Annotated in this window: 18 protein-coding genes; 9 read left to right on the forward strand and 9 right to left on the reverse strand. The window is 70.5% G+C overall.

The features are described from left to right. Nucleotides 1–394: 394 nt before the first annotated feature. Nucleotides 395–1,396 carry a cation diffusion facilitator family transporter gene (locus GEV10_20600; GenBank protein ID MQA80849.1) on the reverse strand — a complete coding sequence of 334 codons (1,002 nt, stop codon included), beginning with the start codon at nt 1,394–1,396 and terminating at the stop codon, nt 395–397. A 125-nt stretch (nt 1,397–1,521) separates the two neighbouring features. On the opposite strand from GEV10_20600, the gene GEV10_20605 reads away from it, so the two are divergent. After that, the gene (locus GEV10_20605; GenBank protein MQA80850.1) at nt 1,522–1,881 is read left to right on the forward strand and encodes a metalloregulator ArsR/SmtB family transcription factor; all 360 of its coding nucleotides are present in this window, start codon (nt 1,522–1,524) and stop codon (nt 1,879–1,881) included. A 28-nt stretch (nt 1,882–1,909) separates the two neighbouring features. On the opposite strand, the gene GEV10_20610 is transcribed toward GEV10_20605, so the two are convergent. Together GEV10_20610 and GEV10_20615 are read right to left on the reverse strand one after the other, a co-directional pair. After that, nucleotides 1,910–2,653 carry an SDR family oxidoreductase gene (locus GEV10_20610; GenBank protein ID MQA80851.1) on the reverse strand — a complete coding sequence of 248 codons (744 nt, stop codon included), beginning with the start codon at nt 2,651–2,653 and terminating at the stop codon, nt 1,910–1,912. Beyond that, on the reverse strand, nt 2,650–3,936 hold the full coding sequence (locus GEV10_20615; protein MQA80852.1) for a fuconate dehydratase: 1,287 nt from the start codon (nt 3,934–3,936) through the stop codon (nt 2,650–2,652). Before GEV10_20615 ends, GEV10_20610 begins: the two co-directional genes overlap by 4 nt. Before the next feature lie 84 nt (nt 3,937–4,020). Between GEV10_20615 and GEV10_20620 the strand changes: the two genes are divergently transcribed. After that, nucleotides 4,021–4,407: an alcohol dehydrogenase catalytic domain-containing protein gene (locus GEV10_20620; GenBank protein MQA80853.1), complete on the forward strand. Its 387-nt coding sequence runs from the start codon at nt 4,021–4,023 to the stop codon at nt 4,405–4,407. A gap of 32 nt (nt 4,408–4,439) precedes the next feature. Continuing rightward, nucleotides 4,440–4,769: a hypothetical protein gene (locus GEV10_20625; protein ID MQA80854.1), complete on the forward strand. Its 330-nt coding sequence runs from the start codon at nt 4,440–4,442 to the stop codon at nt 4,767–4,769. A 213-nt stretch (nt 4,770–4,982) separates the two neighbouring features. Here the strand turns inward: GEV10_20625 and GEV10_20630 are convergent, their stop codons facing one another. Continuing rightward, nucleotides 4,983–5,819: a nitroreductase family deazaflavin-dependent oxidoreductase gene (locus GEV10_20630; GenBank protein MQA80855.1), complete on the reverse strand. Its 837-nt coding sequence runs from the start codon at nt 5,817–5,819 to the stop codon at nt 4,983–4,985. 310 nt (nt 5,820–6,129) lie between these two features. Here GEV10_20630 and GEV10_20635 point away from each other — a divergent pair, with 310 nt between their 5' ends. Beyond that, nucleotides 6,130–6,654, forward strand: coding sequence for a hemerythrin domain-containing protein (locus tag GEV10_20635; GenBank protein MQA80856.1), 525 nt, complete (start codon nt 6,130–6,132; stop codon nt 6,652–6,654). Nucleotides 6,655–6,657: 3 nt separating this feature from the next. On the opposite strand, the gene GEV10_20640 is transcribed toward GEV10_20635, so the two are convergent. The 5 genes from GEV10_20640 to GEV10_20660 form a co-directional block, all read right to left on the reverse strand. Further along, nucleotides 6,658–7,449, reverse strand: a complete 792-nt coding sequence (locus GEV10_20640) for an ABC transporter permease (GenBank protein ID MQA80857.1) — start codon at nt 7,447–7,449, stop codon at nt 6,658–6,660. Continuing rightward, entirely contained in the window at nt 7,446–8,399 is a 954-nt protein-coding gene (locus GEV10_20645; GenBank protein ID MQA80858.1) for an ATP-binding cassette domain-containing protein, read from the reverse strand. The genes GEV10_20640 and GEV10_20645 overlap by 4 nt, the downstream gene beginning before the upstream one ends. A gap of 26 nt (nt 8,400–8,425) precedes the next feature. Further along, entirely contained in the window at nt 8,426–9,268 is an 843-nt protein-coding gene (locus GEV10_20650; GenBank protein MQA80859.1) for a DUF4097 family beta strand repeat protein, read from the reverse strand. A gap of 79 nt (nt 9,269–9,347) precedes the next feature. Next, the gene (locus GEV10_20655) at nt 9,348–9,899 is read right to left on the reverse strand and encodes a hypothetical protein (protein MQA80860.1); all 552 of its coding nucleotides are present in this window, start codon (nt 9,897–9,899) and stop codon (nt 9,348–9,350) included. Nucleotides 9,900–9,988: 89 nt separating this feature from the next. Continuing rightward, a complete protein-coding gene (locus GEV10_20660; GenBank protein ID MQA80861.1) occupies nt 9,989–10,729 on the reverse strand; it encodes a helix-turn-helix domain-containing protein in 741 nt (246 codons plus the stop codon). A 251-nt stretch (nt 10,730–10,980) separates the two neighbouring features. Between GEV10_20660 and GEV10_20665 the strand changes: the two genes are divergently transcribed. The 5 genes from GEV10_20665 (at nt 10,981) to GEV10_20685 (ending at nt 18,649) form a co-directional block, all read left to right on the forward strand. After that, nucleotides 10,981–13,068: a hydantoinase/oxoprolinase family protein gene (locus GEV10_20665; GenBank protein MQA80862.1), complete on the forward strand. Its 2,088-nt coding sequence runs from the start codon at nt 10,981–10,983 to the stop codon at nt 13,066–13,068. Nucleotides 13,069–13,138: 70 nt separating this feature from the next. After that, nucleotides 13,139–15,097, forward strand: a complete 1,959-nt coding sequence (locus GEV10_20670; protein ID MQA80863.1) for a hydantoinase B/oxoprolinase family protein — start codon at nt 13,139–13,141, stop codon at nt 15,095–15,097. Next, nucleotides 15,094–16,221 carry a peptidase C45 gene (locus GEV10_20675; protein MQA80864.1) on the forward strand — a complete coding sequence of 376 codons (1,128 nt, stop codon included), beginning with the start codon at nt 15,094–15,096 and terminating at the stop codon, nt 16,219–16,221. The genes GEV10_20670 and GEV10_20675 overlap by 4 nt, the downstream gene beginning before the upstream one ends. Continuing rightward, nucleotides 16,218–17,474, forward strand: a complete 1,257-nt coding sequence (locus GEV10_20680; GenBank protein ID MQA80865.1) for a 2-methylcitrate dehydratase — start codon at nt 16,218–16,220, stop codon at nt 17,472–17,474. The genes GEV10_20675 and GEV10_20680 overlap by 4 nt, the downstream gene beginning before the upstream one ends. Beyond that, the gene (locus tag GEV10_20685) at nt 17,471–18,649 is read left to right on the forward strand and encodes a CoA transferase (protein MQA80866.1); all 1,179 of its coding nucleotides are present in this window, start codon (nt 17,471–17,473) and stop codon (nt 18,647–18,649) included. Before GEV10_20680 ends, GEV10_20685 begins: the two co-directional genes overlap by 4 nt. The last annotated feature ends 20 nt before the right edge of the window (nt 18,650–18,669 follow it).

The following is an 18,669-nucleotide window of genomic DNA, read 5'->3' on the forward strand; positions in this document are numbered from 1 at the left end:
CACGTGCACGTGATCAACGTGGACTTCACCTCGTGCCGGGACGAGGTGAAGTCCATGTCGGTGAGGTGAAGCTCCGCCGATGACCCTCGCAGCGCACCTGTGAACGGCACCCTCACCATGCCCCGGCACGGTGAGGGTGCCATTCACGGGTTGCGGCCGCGAGGCGACCGACACCACGCAGCCACCGGCGAGCGTGGCAGCCACGGGAGCTGCCTCACCCCGTAGATGCGCGCTGTTCAGGTCGATCGTCGGGTGTCAAGACTCCGCCAGACCCGAGCACCGCCATAAACGCCAAGCGGATTCTTGACACCCGACGATCGACTTAAACAATCAAAAAGAGGGGTGAGGCAGTGGACCAACAGACAGCGACCCCACACCAGCGACCCGACGAAAGTCAGACCCTGACCAGGTGGTGGGCCAGCTCCTCATGGTGGTCGACGCGGGTGCCGTCGCCGTCCTCCGGGTGCGGGTCGACGTGCACGGTGGCGCGGGCGAGGCGGGGCAGGGCGTGCCGGAGCCGGTGTTCCGCGTCGACCGCGACCGCGTGCGCGTCGACGAGGCTCGCGCGGGGATCCGCGGTCAGCGTGGTCTCGAGGTGCAGGGCGTGGCCGACCCATCGCATCCGTACGTCGGTCACGTCGCGCACGCCTCCGGTCTCCGCGAGCGTGGCCTCGGCCTGGGTGACGAGCGCGGGGTCGACCGCGTCGAGCAGCCGGGAGAAGACCTCCTTGGCGGCGTCCTTCAGGACGAACGCGATCATGACCGTGATGCCAAGGCCGATGATCGGGTCGGCGTAAGGGATGCGCAACCAGGTGCCGATCGCGGCGCCGACGACAACCAGACTCGTCAGCGCGTCGGTGCGCGCGTGCAGACCGTCCGCGACCAGCGCCGCCGAACCGATCTGGCGACCGACACGTATCCGGTACCGCGCGACGAGCTCGTTGCCGAGGAAGCCCACGACACCGGCGATCGCGACCAGCACCAGCTGGTGGACCTCCTGCGGGTCGACGAGTCGCCTCACCGCTTCGTAGCCCGCGGCGAAGGACGACAACGCGATCAGGATGACGATCACGATGCCGGCCAGGTCCTCGGTACGGCCGAGGCCGTACGTGAACCGGCGGGTCACCGCACGCCGCCCGAGCAGGAACGCGACCGCGAGCGGCACCGCCGTCAGCGCGTCCGCGACGTTGTGCAGCGTGTCACCGAGTAGAGCCACCGAGCCCGAGAGCCCGACCACCACGGCCTGGAGCACCGCCGTCACCATCAATGCGGCGAACGAGAAGAGCAGCGCACGGATGCCGCGACTGCTGGCCTCCAGCGCGGAGTCGATCCGATCCGTCGAGTCGTGCGAGTGCGGCACGACGATGCGCCGCACCGCGGACCACAGCCGCCACATACCCTTGCCGGCACCATGACCGTGCGCGTGTCCGTGGCCGTGGTCGGTCGGTTGCGTGTCCTCCACCGGATCGGGGGTCATGCCGACCAGCTTAATTACACACCTAGTCAGATGTGAAGGTCTCGATGGAAGTCACTCCTGCGCATCCCGAGGGACATCCGCTGCCGGACGACCCGTCCGCCGAGCAGGTCGATGCCGCGACCGCGGTCTTCGGCATGCTCTCCGACGCCACGCGACTGCGCATCCTCTGGTCGTTACGCGACGGCGACGAGCTCGACGTCACCACGCTCGCCGGACAGGCGGGCGTCGGTCCCACCGCCGCGAGCCAGCACCTGCTGAAGCTGCGCCTCGCCGGCCTCGTCGCCACCCGCAAGGACGGCCGTCGCGTCTACTACCGCGCTCGCGGAGGCCACCTGCGGAGGCTGCTCACCGAGGCGCTGTTCCACACCGACCACCGCCTCTCCGGCGAGCCCGACCACGACTGACCGCGGCGCCGCGTCGCAGAGCAGGACACTAGCTCCGCGGTCGCAACCGCAGGCCGGCCATGCCACCGTCGACGGGCAACGCGACACCGGTCGTCGCGGACGCCCCGGGGCCGGCGAGGTACGCAATGGCCGCGGCGACCTCCTCGGCGGTGACGAGCCGACCGGTCGGCTGGCGGCCCTCGAGCGCGCGACGCTCGGCGTACGGATCGGCCGCGGCGTCGAGCAGGCGTCCGACCCACGGCGTGTCGACGGTGCCAGGCGTCACGCAGTTGACGCGGATGCCCTCGTGCACGTGGTCGGCGGCCATGGCCAGCGTGAGCGAGAGCACGGCCCCCTTGGACGCCGAGTACAGCGCGCGGCTCGGCAGCCCTGCCGTCGCCGCGATCGAGCAGGTGTTGACGATCGCCGCGCGAGCCGAGCGGCGCAGGTGCGGGAGCGCCGCCCTGGTGACCCGGACGATGCCGAGGACGTTGACGTCGAAGACCCGGCGCCACTCGTCGTCGTCGTTGTCCTCGACCGTTCCACGCGCTCCGATGCCCGCGTTGTTGACCAGGACGTCGATGCCGCCCAACCGGTCCGCGACGGCCTCGACTCCCTCGCGTACCGCGGCGTCGTCGGTGACGTCGGCGCACACCCCGAACGACCACTCCGGCGCGTCGACGTCGAGGCTCGCCACCCGCGCACCCCGCTTCTCGAGCAGCTCCGTCGTGGCGCGACCGATGCCCGAAGCGCCTCCGGTGACCAGTACGCGGAGCCCGTCGACGTCACTCACGAGGCCCTCCAGACCGGCCCACCGGGGAAGGTGTGCGCGGCGATCGACTCGGCACGGATCTCCGTCGACATGCCGGGTTCGGACGGCGCGACGTAGTGGCCGTCCTTCAGGACAACGGGGTCGGTGAAGTGCTCGTGCAGGTGGTCGACGTACTCGACCACCCGGTCGTCAGCGTCGCCGCTCACCGCGACGAAGTCGAACATCGCCAGGTGCTGCACCGCCTCGCACAGCCCGACGCCGCCGCCGTGCGGGCAGACGGGCACGCCGTACTTCGCCGCGAGCAGCAGGATCGCGACGTTCTCGGTGACACCCCCGACGCGACAGGCGTCGAGCTGCAGGACGTCGATCGCCCGCGCCTGCAGTAGCTGCTTGAACACGACGCGGTTCGCGACGTGCTCGCCGGTGGCGACCCGCACCGGTCGAACACCCTCGCGGATCGCCGCATGGCCGAGGATGTCGTCGGGCGACGTCGGTTCCTCGATCCACCACGGATCGTACGGTCGCAACGCGTCCATCCACGCGATCGCGTCGTGGACGTCCCATCGCTGGTTGGCGTCGACGGCGAGCCGCACGTCGGGCCCGACGGCCTCGCGCGCGAGGCGCATCCGGCGGATGTCGTCGCCGAGGTTCGCTCCCACCTTGAGCTTGACCAGCGTGAAGCCCTGCGCAACGGCCTCGCGCGACAGGCGGACGAGCTTGTCGTCGGAGTAGCCGAGCCAGCCGGGTGTCGTCGTGTAGGCGGGAACGCCCCCGGCGAGCAACCGCGCCTCGCGCTCGTCCCGTCCCGGCACCGCCGCACTCAGCAGCTCGCGCGCCTCGTCACGGGTGAGCGCGTCGGTGAGGTAGCGCCAGTCGACGAGGTCGACCACCTGGTCGGCGTCGAGGTCGGCGAGCAGCTTCCAGACGGGCTTACCCGCCACCTTGCCCGCCAGGTCGAAGGCCGCGTTCACGATCGCGCCCGCGGCCATGTGCACCGCGCCCTTCTCCGGACCCAGCCACCGCAGCTGACTGTCGTGGACGAGCCGTCTCGCGAACGTCCCGAGGTCGTCCGGGTCGAGCTCGCGGCCGACCACCAGCGGCGCGTGGGCGTCGATCGCGGCGACGCAGACCTCGTTCCCCCGACCGATCGTGAAGCAGAAGCCGTGGCCGTCGACGCCCTCGTCGGTGCGCAGGACGACGTACGCGACCGAGTAGTCCGGATCGGGGTTCATCGCGTCGGAGCCGTCCAGTTCCCGCGACGTGGGGAACCGCACGTCGACGGTCTCCACGGCGGTGATCCTCATGCCATGCCCCACTCTCGGCTCCGGAGTACTCAGACCACGTCACGGCGATCGTAGGCCAATCCTGACCAGGTCGACCTGCGGTCCATGATTGGTACGATCTCGCGCGGCATCGCCGCGTCGAAGGAGCCGCAGGCGAGCGAGGAAGCGGGCGCGTCCACCGATGAGCCGTGCCGTACGGGTCGACGAGCCGGGCCGGCTCCTCGTGATCGACGTCCCGGTGCGTCGCCGGGGCCGGGCGAGGCGTTGGTACGTGTCGCCTGGGCCGGCGTCTGCGGCTCCGACCGCGACCTGTTGGAGGGCACGCGCCCCGCGCCGTTCGTGCGCTACCCGATCGTGCCGGGACACGAGTGGTCCGGCACCGTGGCCGGCGTCGGCGACGGCGTCGACCGCGCGCTCACCGGGCCACCGATCCCCACCTGCTCGACGAGATCCCCGGCGACCGTCCCGTCCTGCTCGTCGCCGAGGGGCTGACGCCGTACCTCGGCGCCACCGACGGCGTCGCGATGCTGCGGCGCGTCGTCGAGCACTTTCCCGGCGGCGAGATGCTCTTCGACGGCTACAACCGCCTGGGCGTGGCGTGGCTGCGCGCCTCGCTGAAGGTCGGGCCGATCAAGGCACGGGGAGCGCACGTGGAGTGGGCCATCGACGACCCTCACGACCTCGAGAGGACAGTGCCCGGCCTGGTGTTCGACACCGAGTGGCCCTTCCCGAGCGAGACCGAGCTCCGCCGCCACTACGGGTCACTCGCGCGCCACGCCACCCATGCGTTCGCCAGGACCCCGCTCCGCCGCATGGGTCGGGGACTGCGCTACCACTTCGGCGCCGTCGACTAGACAACGGTGCAAGTCGGGCGCAATCGCCCCCCAGTCGGCATGCCCCAACCTCTCGACCCAGGAACCGATCCTGGGAGGTGCCGCATGCGCGACAGAGACCTGTAACCCCTTGGTCATTCCATGAGAAAGGTGACCGTATGCGCGACAGAGACATGTAACCACCGGTGCGGGGCACCGTCGACCTCACCCGGTCGGGGTGCCCCGCACGCCGGCTCACGTCGCGTCGAGGATCGGGATGAGCTGCTCCTCCTCGTAGGTCAGGTGACGCTCGAGCTCGTCGATCAGTCGCTCGACCTCGGGCAGCACCCGCTGCGTATCGACCCCCTCCGTGGAGACGAGCCCCTCCAGGTCGTCGAGGAGCGCCGCGATCTCCTCGTGCTCCCGCCGCAACCGGTCGATGGTCGGAGCGAGCTCGGGACGCTGCTCGGCGAGGGCGGGGAACATCCCGGCGTCCTCTCCCCTGTGGTGGAAGTGCAGGCCCTGGCAGACGGTCAGGCAGTTCATCCGGAGCTGGGTGCCCAGCCCGGCACCCGACGCGGCGAACTCCTTGCGGACCAGGGCGAGCTCCCGCCGGAACGCGTCGTGGATCATCGTGAGGCCCGCGCCGAACGACGACGCGTTCATCGCCGGCGGCCCGCTCGCGACCTCCACGAGGGCGACCACGGGGAGGACGCGCGCGGTCCTGGCCTGGTAGTCGCCCCAGCCGGGGTCGGCCTCGACCGCGCGGGCGAAGACGGTGTCGCGCTCCGCGCCCTCGAGAACGACGGCGCGTGCCTGGTAGCTGAAGACCCCGTTCTCGACCGTGACGCGAGGATCGGCCACGATGTTGTGGAACCAGGCCGGATGGTTCGGCGCACCGTTGGCCGACGCGATCACGAGGACGCGTTCGGCGCCGTCGGGCAGGTAGCCGAGCGGCACCGTGTGCGACGCACCGGTCCGCGCTCCCGTGGTCGTCAGCAGGAGCAGCCGGGCTCCCTCGAACCACCCACCGACCCGGCCCTCGTTGGCACGGAACTCCTCGATGACCTGTGCGTTGAAATCGATCGGCATTCTCTGTTCTTTTCTCCTTCGGAAGGGATAGGCCGCGACGGTTCGCGGGCAGCACGAAATCGCCACGGCTCGACGTACGAACGTGGCACAGCAATGAGATTCAGAAGCGCGAAAAAGGAAGAAGAAGAGTAAGAAGAGGCGGGCCTCTCGCCCGCCCGGCCGTCACCTCGCGGCCGGGTGACTCTCTCGTTCTTGGCCCATGGCCGACCCGGCAGTCACGGGCTCAAACCTAGCGGCACGACAGTGATGCGGCAACATCGGAATTCCTCCGGTCACAGCACGACCACGATGGTGGATAATCCCGGTAGCCATGAGCACACCCACAGGACCCGACGACCGCCTCAGGGCATTCGGCAACGAACTGGTCGAGGTCCACCTCTGGCTCCGCGAGGAGCTGGCCCGCCTCCGCGACGACGTCGACGCGTACGTCGAGGATGGTGCCGGGCGGCCGCGCATGCTGCGGGCGCACTGCCTGACGTTCTGCGAAGCGATACGCCGGCACCACACCGGCGAGGACGCCGACGCGTTCACCGCGCTCCTGAGCCGGTTCCCCGAGCTGGGCGACGTCATCGAGCAGCTGCGGCACGACCACGAGGCGGTCACCGGCATGCTGGGCAACCTGGAGAGTCTCCTCGCCCGACTGGACACCGGGCCGGCTCAAGACGAACGCGTCCGCGACGAGCTCGACGGCATCTCCGCCTTGCTGGAGTCGCACTTCCGCTACGAGGAGAAGCGGGTCGTCGCGGCGCTCAACGCGCTCGACGCGCCGCGCTGGAGGGAGTCGATGCCCGACTTCCTCCGACGCGACGCGCCGGCCGCCGACTCGCTTCCGTGAGCCTCAGCGCACGGTCTTGCGGTTGTACATCGACCGTGACCAGAGGTACGAGGCCAGGGCGATCGCGACGCACCAGGCCACCGCGACGACGGCGCTGTTGCCGATCGGGGTGCCGAGCAGCAGCCCACGAATGGTCTCGATGACGGGTGTGAACGGCTGGTACTCGGCGAACCAGCGCAGGGCGGCCGGCATGGACTCGGTGGGCACGAACCCGCTGCCGAGGAACGGCAGGGCCACCAGCGGCATCGGGAGATTGCTCGCGGTCTCGGGGCTGCCGGCGATCAGGCCGCACCCGACCGCCAGCCAGGTGAGCGCGAAGGACAGCAGCACGAGGATGCCGAGCACCGCGACCCATTCGAGCACGCTCGCGTCGGACCGGAACCCGAGGGCGACCGCGAGCCCGGTGACCACCACGAGAGCGACGACCGTCTGCAGCACGCTCCCGAGCACGTGCCCGGTCAGCACCGCGGCTCTGGAGATCGCCATGGTCCTGAACCTGGCGATGATGCCCTCGGTCATGTCCATGTTCACCGTGATCGCCGGCCCCGTAGCCGCGCCGGTGACCGCGATCAGCATGATGCCGGGGACGACGTATCTGAGGTACTCGGCCCGGCCTCCGGACACGCCGCCGAGTCCCGCACCGAGCGTGCCGCCGAAGACGTAGACGAACAGCAGCAGGAAGACGATCGGCCCGCCGACCATGAACACGGTCAGACCGGGGTAGCGGATCATGCGCTTGATGTTGCGGCGCAGCATCGTCGCCGAGTCGGTGACGGTGTGGGCGAGGGTGCTCATGAGACGGGTTCCTTGTCGGTTCGGTCGGTGAGGGTGAGGAAGACGTCGTCGAGGTCGGGCGTGTGCACCGACAGCCCCTCGACGGCGATCGCGTTGACGTCGAGCGTGTCGAGCGCCTTCCGCAGCGAGGCGATGTCGCCGCCGCCGGGGACCTGCAGCGTGAGCGCGTCGTCGTCGCGTATCGACTCGTCGAACGCGCGGGCGGCCGTGTCGAGGGCGCTCGGGTCGGCGAACCGCAGCAGGATGTGACCGCCGGGGATCATCGCCTTCAGCTCCGCCGCCGTACCCTGCGCGACGATCTTCCCCTTGTCGAGGACCGCGATGCGATCCGCGAGCTGGTCGGCCTCCTCGAGGTACTGCGTGGTGAGGAAGATCGTGACACCACTCGCGACGAGCTCGCGGATCATCTGCCACATGGTCCGCCGGCTGCGCGGGTCGAGACCCGCGGTCGGCTCGTCGAGGAAGATGATGCGCGGGTCGCCGACGAGCGTCATCGCGAGGTCGAGCCGGCGCCGCATGCCGCCGGAGTACGTCGCGAGCCTCTTCCCGCCCGCCTCGACGAGGTCGAACCGCTCGAGCAGCTCGGCCGCACGCCGCCTGGTCTCGCGCCGACCCAGGTGACGCAGGTTGCCCATCAGGATCAGGTTCTCCTCGCCGGTGAGCAGGTTGTCGACCGCGGAGAACTGGCCGGTGAGGCCGATCACCGCGCGCACGTCGTCCTGGTCCTTGGCCACGTCGTGCCCGCCGACCCGCGCCTCGCCGCCGTCGGCGGGCAGGAGCGTGGACAGGATGTGCACCGTCGTGGTCTTGCCGGCGCCGTTGGGGCCGAGGAGCGAGAAGATCGTCCCCTCGGCGACGTTCAGGTCGATGCCGTCGAGCACGACCTTGGAGCCGTACGACTTGCGCAGGCCCGTCACCTCGATCGCCGGTGCGTAACGGTGGGTCGTCATGGTTTTCCTCTCTTCGGGGTGAACGTTCATGCGCGGTGGACGACGACGTCGCCCCACTGGGTGCGGGCGCGGATCTCGACGGTCTCGTCGGACTCCGTCGGCGCCTCGGACGCGCCGAGGTCGCTGCGGACGACGCCGGACTTCGAGCTCACGTCGAGCCAGGCGGCGGTGCCCTCGCGGACACCGATCTCGAGGTCACCCTGCGCGGTGTCGAGGACGACGGAGCCGGACACCACCTCGCCGATCCTGACCCGGCCGCTGGCCGTCTTCGCGACCACCGAGGCCAGGGCGCGGTCGACCGAGATGTCGCCGTACGCGGTGTTGAGCCGCAGGTCGCCGGTGACCTCGCCGACCGTGAGGTGCCCTGCGGAGGTACGGATCACCGCGGTGCCGTCGACGTGCCCGATCCGCACCTCGCCGGCGGCGGTCCTGACGTCGGCCCGTCCGTCGACCTGCGCCACGACGATGTTGCCGCTCGCGGTCTTGCCCTGCAGCCGGCCGGTGCGCTCCATCCGGATGTCGCCGATCGCACCGTTGACGTCGACGGCACCGAGCCGTCCCTCGCAGGTGAAGTCGGCCCCGGCGTCGGCGTCGAGTGCCGATCCCGCCGGCAGCTCGATGCGGACCACGATCGACGGACCAGAGGTGAAGAGCGAGCGCACCCAGCTCTTCGGTCCCCTGACCTGCAGCCGGCCGGCCGCGTAGTCGACCCGCGTCTGCTCGGCGGCCTGCACGTCGGCGGCGCTGTCGGGGTTCCTCGGCCCGACCTCGACGACGGTGTCCTTCCGGTCACCCGCGATCACGTGGACCGATCCCGCGGCCATGTCGATGGAGGCGATGATCGGTTCCGGAGTGTCGAACTCAGGCATGGCGGTGCCCTCTCAATGGCGTGTGGGATTCCCTGGCCTGCCGGCCGGGGCGAGACGGTGTCGGTTCGCGGGCCGGTGCCTAGCGCACCCACCCGGTGAAGCGCCCGCCGAGCTGCGAGCCGGTGCCGGGGTCGGCCCGGCGGCCCTGCTCGTAGTCGAGCGCGCCGGCGACGGCGCGGACGAGCCAGGCGTTGACCGAGAGCCCCTCCCGGCCGGCGGCGTCCTCGATCATCGGCTTGAGGTGTTCGGGGAGGCGCAGCGTGACCCGCGAGGTGCCGCCCTCGTCGGCCTCCGGCGCGGGCGGCCGGACGCCCATCGTGACCTCGACCGCACGGGCGAACGCGGTGCGCAGGGTGGGGGTGTCGGCGTCGTCGGCGGGCCGATCGGTCGGCGGCGGCGTCACGACGAAGTCGGCGTCGCGCCCGCGCAGCCGGACGTCGACCGAGCCCGGCGCGAGGTCACGGGTGATCTCCCCCGCCGCGGCGGTCAGGGCGTCGAGGAGCGCGAGACGGGTGGCCGACTCCAGCGGCGCGGTGAGGCGTTCCGCCAGGGCGCGGGCGTCGTCGCCGCCGGCCTCGGCCGCGGTCGCGAGATCGCGGCGGAGCTGGTCGACGTAGGGCGTGAGGTCCATGACGCCACTATGACACCACTATGACGTCATGGCAAGCCCTAGTGACGCCGTCTGACGTCACAGTGACGTCAGGCGGCCCTCGTCCCTGCTCAGCGGCGCAGGTTGGCCATGATCACCCGCGCCGCGCCGCGCACCTGTTCTCCCCAGTCGGGGATGCGCGCACTCGTGAACCGCACATCGGGCACGGAGATGCAGATGCCCGCGACGGCCGCCTCGCCCGGGTCGAGGACGGCCGCGGCGACGGCGCAGACGTTGTCGCGGTTCTCGCCGAGATTGACGGCGTATCCCCTCGTCCGGGTGAGCTGCAGCTCCCGCCACCAGGCATCCGGGTCGGTCACCGTCCTCGCGGTGCAACGCTCGAGGCCGCGCGCGACCAGGGGCGCGATCTCGTCGTCGGTCCGGTGTGCGAGCACCGCCCGCCCGGTGGAGCTCGCGGTCAGCGAGGTGGTCGCCCCGATCGAGATGAACGTGCGCACCGGCTGGTCGCTGTCGAGCCGGTCGATGACCACCATGCCCCGATCACCGTCCGGAACGGTGAAATGGACCGCCTCGCGCGTCGCCTCGTTCAGCCGTCGCATCGGCTCCAGGGCGGCCTCCCGCAGCCGCACCTCCGACGTCGTCCTGCGGCCGATGGTCATGGCACGCGCGCCGAGCGTCCACCGCGTGGTCTCCCCGCCGCCGCGGACCCATCCCGCCTCGGCCAGCGTGACGAGGGTGCGCTGCACCGTGGACTTCGGCTGCCCGAGCAGCCGGGACAGCGCGCCGACTCCCACCGGTTGGTGCTCGGCGACGGCCTCGAGCACGTGCAGGCTGCGAGTCAGGCTGGACATGGTGGCCATGCGGACAGTGTGCCATATCTCGGCACGCCAGTGGCGAGCCTCTCGACGTACCCCAAGGCATGGACGCGAAACTCGGAAAGGCGCGACATCCCTTTGGCTACCGGACATACAAGCAATCCGCGTGCACTGACAGTGCACGCCGAGTCTTGACAGGGCACGTCGACCGTCCTTACCGTGACGGCCACACGCGTCAAATTCGTGCCGTATTTCGGCACATCATCGACGGAGCTGGAGTGGTCGGCATGGGATGGCGGATCGGCGTGGACACCGGCGGCACGTTCACCGACGTCGTCGCGGTGAGTGAGGACACCGGAGAGCGGTGGGTGCACAAGACCTCATCGACACCAGACGACCCGTCCCTCGCCTTCGGCGCCGGCATCAAGGAGCTGATGGACAAGGTCGGCGCGCAGCCCGGTGACATCGAGTTCGTCGTGCACGGCACGACCGTCGCCACGAACGCGATCCTCGAGTCGAAGTACTCCCGCACCGGTCTGATCGTGACCGAGGGTTATCGGGAGATGCTCGAGGTCGCACGCCAGACGGTGCCGGGCGACTTCGGCGACATCACCTGGTGGATCAAGCCACCCAGGGTCGTCCCGCTCGAGCTCGTCCGCGAGGTGGCCGGCCGACTCGACTTCCGAGGCGAGGTGCTGGAACCTCTTGTCGAAGACCAGGTGCGTACCGCCACCGAGGAGTTCAAGGCGATGGGGATCGACGCCATCGCCGTGTCACTCATGCACTCCTACCGCGACCCGAGCCACGAGGAGCGCGTGCGCGAGATCATCAAGGAGATCCACCCCGACTGCTACGTCTCGATCTCCGCCGACGTGATCAGGGAGTACCGCGAGTACGAGCGCACGCTCAGCACCTGCCTCAACACCGGCCTGATGCCGCTGTGCTCCAGCTACATCGGCGACCTGCGCACCCGGCTCGACGCGGACGGCCTCGACACGCGGCTGTACATGATGAAGAGCAGCGGCGGCATCGTCCGCAGCGAGGAGCTCGTCCCGAGCCCGATCTCCGCGGTGCTGTCCGGCCCGGCGGCCGGCGTGGTGACGGCCGCCCACTACGCGACCGAGACCGACCACCCGAACGTCATCACCATCGACATCGGCGGTACGTCCACCGACATCTGCCTGATCGACCACGGCGATCCGCACATGCTCACCGAAGGCAAGATCGACATCTTCGACATCAAGACGCCCATGGTCGACATGCACACCGTCGGCGCGGGCGGCGGCTCGATCGCCTGGCTCGCCGCCGGCCGCAGCTTCCGGGTCGGGCCGCAGAGCGCGGGGGCGTCGCCCGGCCCGGTGTGCTACGGCGCCGGCGGCGAGGAACCGACCCTCACCGACGCCCACCTGGTGCTCGGCCGGATCTCCCCCTACCTGCTCGGCGGCAGCATCACACTCGACGCCGCGGCGGCCCGTAGGGCCCTCGAGGAGAAGCTCGCCGGGCCGCTCGGCATGAGCGTCGAGGAGGCCGCGACCGGCATCCTCGACCTGGCGACGACGAACATCGCCCAGGGCATCAACGTGGTCTCCGTCAAGCGCGGGCGTGACCCCCGCGACTACGCACTGATGGCGTTCGGCGGTGCCGGCGGGCTCAACGCCTGCATGGTGAGTGACGCGCTCCGCATCACCACGGTCATCTTCCCGCCGTCTCCCGGCGTGACGTCCGCCGAGGGCCTGCTGTCGACCGACGTCCGCTTCGATCACGTGATCACCCACGTGCAGCGCGAGGACCAGCTCGACGTCGGCAGGCTCTCCACCGAGTTCTCGACGGTGTACGAGCATGTGACCGCCGACCTGCAGCGCGAGGGGTTCAGCGGCGACCGGGTGCGCGTCGAGGCGTTCATCGACATGCGCTACGTCGGCCAGGCGTACGAGCTGCGCGTGCCGGTGGAGGTGAACGGCGGCAGTGAGCTGACCGAGCAGGCCGTCCGCGGCGCGATGAAGCGCTTCCACCAGACGCACGACGACCAGTACGGCTACCAGTACGACGGCAAGGTCCCGATCGAGCTCGTCAACATCGGCGCCACCGGGTTCGGCCTCTTCCCGCGGCCACGGCTCGCCGCACCCGCCGGCGGCGCCGGGTCGTGGGACGACGCACGCAAGGACGTGCGGCGCGCCTACGTCGGCGAGGAGGGTTACGTCAACTGTCCCGTGTACGAGCGCACCGACGCGCCGAGCGGTCCCACGGTGCACGGCCCGGCAATCATCGAACAGTACGACTCGACCCTCTTCGTCGACGAGGGATGGAGCGGCCACGTCGACGACGTCGGCCAGATCGTGTTGACCAGGACGACCCCCATTGCCCCAGCCCAGTGACACGGACCGATCGGAGGAGCCGCACATGACGAGCACGACCACCGGCCGCACCGGGCTGATCGACGAGTCGATGTACCTCGACGGCAGCTACGCCCCGCGCCGCAAGATCCAGTTCGCCCGCGACGACGAGCGCTGGGAACGCATCCGGAACCTCAAGGACGACCTCGAGGTCATCACCATGGACGTCGTCGAGTGGGCGCTCGAGGCGGCCATCGACGAGAGCGAGGCGGCGGTCGAGCGCACCGCGCGCTCGACGATCATCCGCGAGCAGCACGACTACCGCGCCTCGATCAACACCCTCGACTGCAACAGCGTCACGCGGGTCTCGTGGGCAGCGACCGCCGACCCGATCAGGGTCTACTGGGAGATCGACGAGATCCACGAGGGAGACATCTACCTCTACAACGACATCCACGAGTCGTACGGGACCATCGGGCACCTCCCGGACTACTGCGTCGTCACGCCGATCTTCTTCGACGGCACACTGATCGGCTTCGCGCAGATCTTCGGGCACTGCAACGACGTCGGCGGTCGCGTCGCAGGCAGTTGGCCGCTGCACTCGACCAGCGTCTACGAGGAGGGCACCATGTGCCCGCCGATCAAGTTCTACGACAAGGGTGAGCTCAACACCGAGGCGTGGAAGATCCTGCTCCGCAACTCGCGGTTCCCCGACGACCTCGAAGGCGACATCAACGCGTTCGTCGGTGCCGCGCGCATCATGGAGCGCCGCGTGCGCGAGCTGTGCGAACGGTACGGCGCCGACACGGTCGAGGCCGCGTTCTACGGCATCATCGACCGCTGCCGCGACATCGTGCAGGAGGAGATGCTGCCGCAGCTTCCCGACGGCGACTTCGTCGGCGAGGACTTCATCGAGAACGACGGCATCGACAGGGAGACGCCGGTCAAGATCCAGACCACCATCCGCAAGGACGCGGAGAAGATCATCGTCGACTTCGCCGGCACCGACCCGCAGACCAAGGGTCCGGTCAACTGGGTGATGGACGGCAGGCACTACTCGAAGTGGCTCGGCGGCTTCGTCAAGGCCCAGGTTCCCGGCATGATCGTGAACGAGGGCATGGTCGACATCTTCAAGTGCTACCTGCCGCCGCGCACGGTGCTGTCGGCGGAGTTCCCCGCCGCGGGCGTCGACCGGATGAACTGCATGCTCCGGATGATCAGCTCGTACACCTCGGCGATGGCCAAGGCGACGAGGGGCAACATGGTCGCCGACGCCCAGTGCATCCAGCTCTACGGCTTCTTCGGCCAGGACCTGCAGGACGACTTCTTCCTCTACCGCGAGATCTTCGGCGCCGGATCGGGCGCGCGCCCGTTCGCGGACGGCACCGACACCGTCGACCTCGTCCCCATGTCGAAGAACCTGCCCGCGGAGTTCATCGAGCAGCGCTTTCCCGTCCTCGTCAAGCGGGTCGGGCTGTTCCCCGACTCCGGCGGACCGGGTGCGTTCCGGGGCGGGCTCGGCTACCTGAAGGACGTCGTGCCGCTCGTCGACTGCGACTTCCTCACCATCGCCTACCGCACGGTCTTCGCCTGCTTCGGCGTCAACGGCGGCATGGCGGGGCTGCCCGGCCGCGCGATCATCAACCCCGGCACCCCGCAGGAGAAGACCGTGGTGTACTCGCACGAGCAGGTTCCGGTCAAGGAGGGCGATGTCGTCCGCATCCTGACGCCCGGCGGTGGCGGCTGGGGTGACCCGCTGGCGCGCGTCACCGAGGCCGTGCGGCTCGACGTGATGCGGGGCATCGTCTCCGCGGACAGCGCGCGCGACGACTACGGTGTCGTCCTCTCGAACCTCGACGATCCCGGCAGGGCGTTCGTGGTCGACGAGGAGGGCACGCGGGACCTGCGGGCCGAGCTGACGTCGAAGCGACCACCACTGCGGATGATCAACCGCGGTCCCCACGCGGAGAAGCTGATCGCGGAAGGACGCATCACCGTCTCCGACCCGGACATGCCTGCCGAGTTCGACGAGCAGGCGTACCTCGAGGCGTACGAGAAGGCGACACAATGACAGCGACCACTCCCCCGGTCCGCATCTGGGCATCCGGTGGTCCTTACGAGCGCGGCGAGCAGATCGGCAGGCAGACCGCCGACCAGGTGCGACGGTCGATCACGATCTACGACGAGACGTTCCAGCACCACACCGGACGCGGCTGGGCGGACATCCGCGGGTACGCCGCCGCCTACGTGCCGGCGATCACGGGCTACGACCCGGACATCGTGCCGGAGATGCAGGGCCTCGCGGACGGGGCGGGCGTGACGTTCGAGGACGTGCTCGCCCTCAACACCCGCACCGAGGTGATGTTCGGTCTCAAGCAGGCCGGCTGGTCGGAGTGCACGGCGTTCGGCGTCACCGGTGCGCGCGCCGGCGGCCGCGTGCTGGTCGGCCAGAACTGGGACTGGCGTCCCGCCACGGCAGCGACCTCCGTGCTGCTGGAGTGCGCGCCCTCGGCCGACCCGGCGTTCGTCACCTACGTCGAGGCGGGCCTGCTCGCGAAGATCGGGTACAACGCGGCGGGTGTCGGCGTCATGGCGAACCTCCTCATCACCGACCAGGACAGGGGGCGGCCCGGCGTGCCGTTCCACGTCGTGCTCCGCCGCCTGTTCAAGGCGAGGACACTGGCCGAGGCGGTCGAAGCGGTACGCCTGGCGAACCGGTCCGCGTCCGCGAACTACCTGCTCGCGGACGCCGGTGGCGAGATCGTGGACCTCGAGACCGGCCCGGGCGGTGTCGACACCATCCAGCGGATCGACCCCTCCGACGGCATCGTGTGCCATGCGAACAGCTTCTGCACGCCGCTGCCCGGCACCGTCGACCTGGGCCTCGAGGCGCTGCCCGACTCGCCGCACCGGAGGGGCAGGCTCGAGTCGCTGATCGCGGACGAGCCGGGCGAGGTCACCCCGGAACGCCTCTGCACGTTCCTGCGCGACCACGACGGCCATCCCGGCTCCATCTGTCGCCATCCCGACCCGTCGCAACACCCGGTCGAACGCCTGGCCACCAACGCGTCGCTGGTGGTCGACCTCGCCGCCCGGCGGATGTGGCTCGCACCCGGGCCGCCCTGCACCACCGTGCACGAGATGATCACACCGGACTTCGCCTCCCGGATGACCTCCGCCGGCGAGCGCCGGTGACGGGTTCCGCGAAGAGGCGGACGGCTCCCCTGGCGAAACGGCTCGCGTCCTGGGCCGCCGGTCTGCGCCCCACCGACGACGACCTGCGGTTGGCGCACCGGTCCCTGCACGACACCGTCGCCGTCACGCTCGCGGCCAGGGACCATCCCGTCCGCCTCCTCGCGGACGCGTTGCCGGACGCCGCACGCTGGGCCGCGGTCGGGCACGTGCTCGACTTCGACGATCTGCACATGGCGTCGACCACCCATCTCAGCGTCGCCTGCGTGCCGGCCACGCTCGCGTCCGCCGGCGGGTCGGCGGCCTACCTCGCGGGCGCGGGCGTGACGGCGCGGCTCGGGATGGCGCTCGGCTGGGAGCACTACAGCCGCGGCTGGCACGCGACGTGCACGGCGGGCGCCCCCGGCGCCGCGGTGTCGGCGGGTGTCTCGCTCGGCCTGACGCGGGAGCAGCTCGCGCACGCGATTGCGCTGGCCGTGCCCGGGGCGGGCGGCCTCCAGCGCGCGTTCGGCACCGACGGCAAGTCGCTCCAGGTCGGATTCGCCGTCGACGCCGGCGTGCGCGCGGCGCGACTGGCCCTGGCCGGAGCGACCGCCGACCCTGCGGTGCTCGACGACTGGCTGGCACTCGTCGGCGGCGATCCACACACCGATGTCGAGACGCAGCCCGCCGTGCCCGGCGGGCTCGCGGTGAAGCTGTTCCCCTGCTGCTACGCCCTGCAGCGCCCGATCAGTGCCGTGCGGCAGCTCGTGCCGTCGGTGGTGTCACGGTCCGACGTCGCGCGGTTGCGGGTGCACACGTCGAGCAGCAGCGTCCATCCGCTGGTCCACGACCGTCCCCGCACCGGTCTGGAGGGCAAGTTCAGCCTGCGATACGGGATCGCGGCGGCCGTCCTCGACCCGTACCCGGACTTCGCCAGCTTCACCGATGCCGCGGTCGACCGGTCCGAGGCTCGGCAGCTCATGTCCCGCGTCGCGGTGACCGTCGCCGACGCCGGCCCCGGGCTGCTCGACGGCGAGGTCAGGATCGAGATCGAGCGTACCGACGGCACGACCGTCGAGACCACGCTGCGCACGCCGCCCGGGGCGCCCGAGCTGCCACCGACGCCGGAGCAGCTCGACGCGAAGGCCGCGGCGTGCGGCGACGACGTTCCGGCACTCGTGGCCGACCTCGACTGGCAGGCCGCCGCGCGGCTGATGCGTGCCACCCTGCCCGCGCAGGACACCGCCGCCACCATGCCGAGCGGAGTCACGTGACGACCCTGCCGCTCGACGGGGTCACGGTCGTCAGCCTGGAGCAGGCCGTCGCTGCACCGTTCGCCACGAGACAGCTCGCCGACCTCGGCGCGCGGGTCGTCAAGATCGAGCGCCCGGACGGCGGCGACTTCGCCCGCCGCTACGACACGGCCGTGTACGGGGAGGCGAGCTACTTCGTCTGGCTGAACCGCTCGAAGGAGTCCGTCGTCCTCGACCTCAAGACGGCCGAGGGGCTCGAGGCACTCGACCGACTGCTCGGCGCGGCCGACGTCCTCGTGCAGAACCTGGCGCCTCGCGCCGCGCACCGTCTCGGTGTCGACGCCGCCGCGGTGGCGAAGCGTCACCCCTGGGTGGTGACGTGCACGATCTCCGGCTACGGCACGACAGGCCCGTGGGCCGACCGCAAGGCGTACGATCTGCTCGTCCAGGGCGAGACGGGACTGCTGTCCCTCACCGGCACGCCCGACGCACCGGCCAAGGTCGGCATCTCCGTCGCCGACATCGCCGCCGGCATGTACGCGTACAGCGGCGTTCTCGCCGCGTTGTACGAGCGGGCGAACACCGGCCGCGTACGCGCCGTCGAGGTCTCGCTGTTCGATGCGCTCGCCGAGTGGCTCGGCGCTCCCGCGTACTACACCGCGCACGCCGGTCGACAGCCCGCGCGCGTCGGCGCGGAGCACGCGACGATCGCCCCGTACGGCCCGTTCACCGCACGCGACGGGCGAGTGGTGCTGCTCGGCGTCCAGAACGAGCGCGAGTGGGACCGGTTCTGCTCGACTTTCCTCCGGCGGCCCGAGCTCGCCGGCGACACGAGGTTCGCGAGCAACTCGGCGCGGGTGGCCGACCGTGACACGCTCAACGCGCTCATCAGCGCGAGGTTCGCCGAGCTCGACGCGGACGCGGCGCTCGCGGCACTGCGGGCGTGCGACGTCGCGACCGCGGAGATGAACACCGTGACGGGTCTGCTCGACCATCCGGTGCTCACGGGACGCCACCGGTGGTGCGACGTCGCGACGCCGTCGGGCACCGTCCGTGCGATGCTGCCGCCGACGGACCTCGACGGCGCGCGGCCCCGGATGGACCCCGTTCCCGCACTCGGCGAGCACACCCGCGCGGTACTCACCGAGCTCGGGTACGCGGCGGACGAGATCGCGAAGCTCACGCCGGCCGGGTGACCGCCCCGTCTCGAGATGAC

The organism is Streptosporangiales bacterium (genome assembly GCA_009379955.1).
Lineage (GTDB): Bacteria > Actinomycetota > Actinomycetes > Streptosporangiales > WHST01 > WHST01.